This is a genomic window from Mycobacterium sp. 1245852.3 (assembly GCF_001669335.1).
Lineage (GTDB): Bacteria > Actinomycetota > Actinomycetes > Mycobacteriales > Mycobacteriaceae > Mycobacterium > Mycobacterium europaeum_A.
This window is the reverse complement of record NZ_LZLL01000272.1, coordinates 1-5,596: the sequence shown is the minus strand read 5'-3', so window position 1 is coordinate 5,596 and position 5,596 is coordinate 1. Positions and strand designations below refer to the sequence as shown.

At 65.1% G+C, this 5,596-nt stretch carries 7 protein-coding genes and 1 pseudogene; 3 read left to right on the top strand and 5 right to left on the bottom strand.

Translation table 11 applies throughout. The annotated features are described in order from the left end of the window. Together A9W96_RS33295 and A9W96_RS11720 are read right to left on the bottom strand one after the other, a co-directional pair. Positions 1-75 (bottom strand): annotated as a pseudogene (locus tag A9W96_RS33295) (pyridoxamine 5-phosphate oxidase); the annotation flags it as partial. Positions 76-164: 89 nt separating this feature from the next. After that, positions 165-773, bottom strand: a complete 609-nt coding sequence (locus A9W96_RS11720; protein ID WP_066873194.1) for an LGFP repeat-containing protein — start codon at positions 771-773, stop codon at positions 165-167. 342 nt (positions 774-1,115) lie between these two features. Here A9W96_RS11720 and A9W96_RS11715 point away from each other — a divergent pair, with 342 nt between their 5' ends. Next, positions 1,116-1,571, top strand: coding sequence for an MPT63 family protein (locus A9W96_RS11715; RefSeq protein WP_066876844.1), 456 nt, complete (start codon positions 1,116-1,118; stop codon positions 1,569-1,571). A gap of 48 nt (positions 1,572-1,619) precedes the next feature. Here the strand turns inward: A9W96_RS11715 and A9W96_RS11710 are convergent, their stop codons facing one another. After that, the gene (locus A9W96_RS11710) at positions 1,620-2,222 is read right to left on the bottom strand and encodes a CGNR zinc finger domain-containing protein (protein WP_255362955.1); all 603 of its coding nucleotides are present in this window, start codon (positions 2,220-2,222) and stop codon (positions 1,620-1,622) included. A gap of 86 nt (positions 2,223-2,308) precedes the next feature. On the opposite strand from A9W96_RS11710, the gene A9W96_RS11705 reads away from it, so the two are divergent. Further along, a complete protein-coding gene (locus A9W96_RS11705) occupies positions 2,309-3,292 on the top strand; it encodes a DMT family transporter (protein WP_067139936.1) in 984 nt (327 codons plus the stop codon). On the opposite strand, the gene A9W96_RS11700 is transcribed toward A9W96_RS11705, so the two are convergent. Beyond that, positions 3,194-3,979 carry a 2-keto-4-pentenoate hydratase gene (locus A9W96_RS11700; protein ID WP_067139934.1) on the bottom strand — a complete coding sequence of 262 codons (786 nt, stop codon included), beginning with the start codon at positions 3,977-3,979 and terminating at the stop codon, positions 3,194-3,196. The genes A9W96_RS11705 and A9W96_RS11700 overlap by 99 nt on opposite strands. A gap of 188 nt (positions 3,980-4,167) precedes the next feature. On the opposite strand from A9W96_RS11700, the gene A9W96_RS11695 reads away from it, so the two are divergent. Further along, the gene (locus A9W96_RS11695; RefSeq protein ID WP_067139942.1) at positions 4,168-4,878 is read left to right on the top strand and encodes a cutinase family protein; all 711 of its coding nucleotides are present in this window, start codon (positions 4,168-4,170) and stop codon (positions 4,876-4,878) included. Between the two features lie 464 nt (positions 4,879-5,342). On the opposite strand, the gene A9W96_RS11690 is transcribed toward A9W96_RS11695, so the two are convergent. Beyond that, on the bottom strand, positions 5,343-5,596 hold a 254-nt coding region (locus A9W96_RS11690), incomplete at its 5' end, for a methyltransferase (protein WP_197499493.1).

Sequence of the window (5,596 nt, the reverse complement as noted above, 5' to 3'; positions counted from 1 at the left end):
AGCCGCGGACGTCGACGCGAGCAATTCCTGCGCCCCCGCCATGCCTAGTTCGGCGTCTATCTCCTGCCTGATCACAATGATGCCCCTATCCGTTGTTCGGGTCTGTCTACCTTTGTCGACTCGAGTGTCACAACGGAATCATCGGCATCGGGTGACTATTCGGGCTACAGCCCGGACGGCACGGCCTTGCCGTTTACTGTCACGTCGACCTGGTCGGTCTTCTGGTTGTATGCGATGCGGCCGTGCTCGAAACTCGACACGAGCAGATCGCCGTCGGCGTTTGCGTCGCTGATCGGCAGCCCCAGCGGACCTGCCGAACCGTTGGTGCCGGTGATCGCAGGCGCGCCGTCCGGGTCGCGCGGGATATTCCACGCCTCCCGGATCTTGCCCAGGGTGATATATGCCGGGGTGCCGGCCGCGTCGTTCCTGGCGGTGATCACCCCGCCCTGGAACTGCTGGAATACCACACCGCTGTCGCGCTTTCCGGCGTTGCGGTCACCCGTTAGCGGCTTGCCCAGAGCCTTCTTCTGATCCTCGGTTGCCGACGAGTACTTGGCAGCGATAGGGCCGGTCAGAGTCACCTGGACGTCGCGCTCCCCGATGAGCTTCACCTCGGTGGGCTGCGCTGGGGCCGTAGACGTGGAGGTGGCGTTCGCCCCGACCTGAGGCGGTGCCGATGCGCCGACGCTCTTGCCATCGCTGCAGCCGCCAGTGATCAGCGCGGCCGCCGTGAGGCAGAGGGCTGCGGTGTGGCGGTTTGCGATCGTTCTCATAGGCTTCCTCTCGCGTTGTCCTGTGCGGTCTGCGTTAGCTCCGAACGAACTTACGCCGCGGTCACAGTCGGCGAGCCTGAGCACTGGTAAGGCTCCCCCATGCTCCAGGTGACATCGACTCGATCTTCGGCCGTCGGGATATGCATGAGTCGAATATGCGGTGTTAGCGCCAAACCTCACGACGTTAAGTCATGCAAGTCCATTGTTGCTCCGCCCCTTCGACGGTGAAAACGCAACTAAGAATGGATCCGGTAGACGTCAGGTTTGAAATTCCGAGCTTTGGATAGACGTCAATCCAGTTGCCGCTCCTGGATAGCCGGCACCTCACGAAGGGAGCCCGACGTGGCGTTCTCACACATTGCATCGAAAACAACCGCGGCGGCAGCCGCAATGGCGGCGGCCGGACTCCTCGCAGCGACGCCGGCATGGGCCGACCCACAAGTGCTGCAGTTCGGCCAGATGGCAGAGATTTCCAGCATGGGCGGCACCATCGACTACACCGTGAGCAACCTGCAGCCCAGCGGCCACAACGACGGCATCTGGTACTCCGACGTGACCGCCAAAGGCGTGAGCGGTAACGCGACTCCGAACATCGCCGACTTCAACGCGCGGGCCGTGAACAGCTCCACGTTCGCGGTGATGAAGGGCAACCAGACCGACGGCCTTCCCGAGGGACCACTCCCCCTGGGCAGCCCGGTCACCGGGCGCATTTACTTCGACGTTCGCAACGGAACGAACCCCGACAGCGTCGTGTACCGGGACGCCGGAGGCACGGACAAGGTTGTCTGGAAAGGCTAGCAATTCGGTTCGCGCACACGCGAATAGCCACGAATTGAATATGCCGCACTACTCCGAATCGTGCCGGCTGCGCTCGTAAAACCGTCGGACACGCGCGCGATTCCCGCAATCGGCCGTACTACACCAGCGGCGGTTCTGCCGATGGCTGCTGTCGAGGAAAAGCCATCCGCATTCCGGGTCGCCACAGTGCTTGACGCGCGAGCGGGGCACGGTGGTCAGCAGCGTCACGGATTCGATGGCCAGCCGGTGTAGTGGCGTTTGCGCCGTCAGCGCCGTGTCACACCACGAGACCTCATCCTCGTCGAGAGTGAGCCGCCTGACGCGCAGCGCGGATCGGTAAGCATCGGCGACCCTAGCGGCGTCGCGAGCCGACCCGCGTCCCGTCCAGATGCAATGGAGTGCCTCTCTGAGCTGTCGCGTCTGACGCAGCGTTTTCGCGCCGGCGTCGCTGTCCGAAACGGCGCGCCCGGCGAGGCCACGAGCCTCGGCGGCCGACACCACACCGGCATGCTCCGTCCAGTCGACGAGGTCGAGATAGTCCACCAAGTAATCCGTCCGGCGCTGCGGGTCGCCGCGCCATGCCACCGTGTTCACCAAGTCGACCGCGGGGTGGCCCCCGCGTAGATCGAGTTCAGCAGCCCCTGATCCCACGGTTTCCAGTCTAATGCCCTTAAACTGATTTAGGAATTAGGACATCGGGTACCTGTTTCAGCATGAGATGCACACGCACGGACGCAATGAGTCAGTTTGGGTTGGTCTTCGGCGCACTGTGCCTGTCGGCCTCGGCGATACTGCTGAAGTTGGCATCGACCACGCCGGCTACCGCAACAGCCGCACGTTGTCTGCTGGCGCTGCCCGTGGTGTTCGCCCTCGCGATCCCGGAATGGCAACGGGGAGAAGGCTTGTCGCGCCGCGGCGTGCTGTCAGCGGTGTGCTGTGGTGCGTTGTTCGCCGGCGACATGCTGCTGTGGACGCAGGCCATACCGGAAGTGGGAGCGGGGCTTTCCACCGTCCTGGTGAATACCCAGGTCGCCATCGTTCCGTTCTTGACGTGGCTGGTCGACCGGGAACGGATCTCGCGGCGGTTCCTGCTTGCGCTGCCAGTGCTGCTGGCCGGCGTCATGCTCGCCGGCGGCGTGCTCGAGCACGGCCTTTCCGGCACCGACCCCGCACGCGGCACGTTGCATTCGGTCGGCGCCGCGGTCTGCTATTCGGGGTTCCTGTTCTTGCTGCGACGCGGCGGGCAGTCCGGCCGACCCATGCAGACCTACGCCATCGTGTTGGCGACGTCGGCGGTGGTGGCGGCGGCGGTCGGACCGTGGTGGCACGGCTTCGACTTGTGGCCGGGCTGGCGCGCCATGGGATGGCTGACCCTGGTCGCCATCACCGGACAGTTGCTCGGTTGGCTGCTGGTGGCCGTGTTGTCGGCCCGCCTCCCCAGCACGGTCAGCTCCGCGCTCCTGTTGCTGATGCCGGTGGGCGCGGTCGCGCTGGGCGCTGGCGCGCTGCGCGAGCGCCCCTCCCCGCTGCAGCTCGCCGGCTGTGCACTCGTGCTGATGGCCGGGTACCTGGGCAGCGCAAAGCGTCTGGCGCCAGCACGCCGCGGGGCTTCCGGATGTTCCCTATTCGAACGACAAACGGACCGAACCGAGGCCCGCGAAGTCGGCGACGAACGCGTCACCGGGGTGCGCGTCGATCGCCCGGGTGCACGATCCGGGTAAGACGATGTCGCCGCGTCGCAGTCGCACGCCGAAACTCTCGACCTTGCGTGCCAACCACGCCACCGCCGTGACGGGGTTGCCCAACACGGCGTCGCCGCGGCCCTCGGCGACCACCTTGCCGTTGCGTGTCAGCACCGCGTCGATGGCCTTGGCGTCGAGCTCGGCTGGCGGCACTCGCGCCTCCCCCAGCACAAAACCCGCCGAGGAGGCGTTGTCGGCGATCGTGTCGCAGAGGGCAATCTTCCAGTCGGTGATCCGTGTGTCGATCAACTCGATGGAAGGAACCAGCGCCTCGGTCGCCGCCACGACGTCGTCCTCGGTGCAGCCGGCCCCGGGTAGGTCGGCCGACAGGATGAACCCCACCTCAACCTCGACTCGCGGGTAGAGGTAGCGCGCCGCCTTGACCGGGATGTCCTCGAACAGCTGCATCTCGTCGAGCAAATGGCCGTAGTCGGGCTCGTCCACCGCCATCATCTGCTGCATTGCCAACGACGACAGGCCCACCTTGTGGCCCACCACCCGAGCACCGTCGGCCACCCGCTGGCGGATGTTGATCAGCTGGATTTCATAGGCGTCGACCACGTCGATGTCGGGGTGGGCGGCGATCAAGGGAGCGATGGGCTCGCGACACCGCTCGGCGTGTGCGAGGTCGGCGGCCAACTCGTCGCGGATCGCCACGCTGAGCATCTGACGAGCTCCCCTCATCCGTCCGACCGCGCCGCTCTCCCATGACCGAGCGGCACAGCCGTAAACACGGTGCTCGGCCGTCAGAGGTTCATGAATGCAGGGTGGGTCGGAAGCGACGGCGAAAGTCGTCGCCGTCGAAGCCGAATAACCGCCGGTTTCGGCGTATGGGCGGCTGGGCATTCGCAGACATGAGCTCGCTACGTTCCATTGGTTTTCTCGCGGCTGCGGTAGTAACCGCCTGGGCGGGAATTCTCTGTGCACCCGTCCCAGCGTCGTCCGCCGACCCATGTCCCAACGTCGAAGTGGTGTTCGCCCGCGGCACCGGCGAGCCACCAGGGGTCGGCGGGATCGGCCAGGCGTTCGTCGATGCGCTCGGATCACGGGCGGGCGGCAAGTCGGTGGCGGTCTATCCGGTGAATTACGAGGCGAGCAGCGACTTCAACGGCGGCATCGCTTTCGCCAGAACCGTCGTGGACGGAATCAGGGACGCCGGTAGTCATATCGAATCCACGGCGTCGAACTGCCCTAACACCAGGGTGGTGCTCGGTGGGTACTCCCAAGGCGCCGCCGTGGCCGGCTTCGTGACTTCGGCTGCCGTGCCCAAGGAAGTGCCGCAGGAATTCGTGTCCTACGTCCCGCAACCGTTGCCGCGGGCGGTGGCTGATCACGTTGCCGCCGTGGTCCTGTTCGGCACGCCGTCCCCTGAATTTCTGCGCGGCGCCGGCGCGCCGCCGATTACGATCGGTCCCCTCTACGCGGGCAAGACCATTCAGCTGTGCGCCCCCGATGACAACATCTGCAATGGCGCACCTCCGGGACCGCCCGGTCTGGCTCACACTCTGTATGCGGCGAACGGCATGGTTGACCAAGGCGCGAATTTCGCTGCGAATCACCTTTAACCGGCTAGCTGGCCCCGGCCCTCGATTGGTCGATTCGAGAGACGCCCAGTGCGTTTTCGTGAGTTCACATATCGGCGCGCAATCATGTACTGTCGTACGCTAAGGTAATTAGTCGCGCGTTGAACAGCGAGGTCTCAAATGCTCAGGTCCTCGGGTTGTCGGGGCCTCGACGTCGGATCCAATGCAGGCATTCAGTTTGACGAGGCGGGCTGACAACCGACGTATCCACAGCATTTCGGAGAGGCGGGGGGAATCACCGATGGCACGCCATGACCCAGATTACGAGCTTTACGAGCCACGTCGATCCCCCACCCTCTACACGTGTAGGGGCTGCGGCACGATCGTGCACAACATAAGAATTCATGACGCTTGGCATCGCGGGATAGACGAGCGCCGCCGGCAGGCGATCGACGGTGACCTCACGGACGACCAGTAGGGCCCGTCGTAATTGCCGAGCAACGCCCCTACGGGGCGATGCCCTCGACCAGCATGGTTGGTCCGAAGTGGCGGACTCGTCCGGGTCTGAGCCCGGCGTCGCGCATCAGGGCGTGCACTTGCTGCGGCGACCGTTCCCGACCGCCTTCGCAGGAAACCAGCATCAGCACGTCGAGCATCGCCGACACGGTGTTCAGCTGGCCTGATTCGTGGTGCATATCGATGGTGACCACCTTCGCGCCGGGCGGCATGGTGGCGTGGACCCGCTTGAGAATTTCGCGGC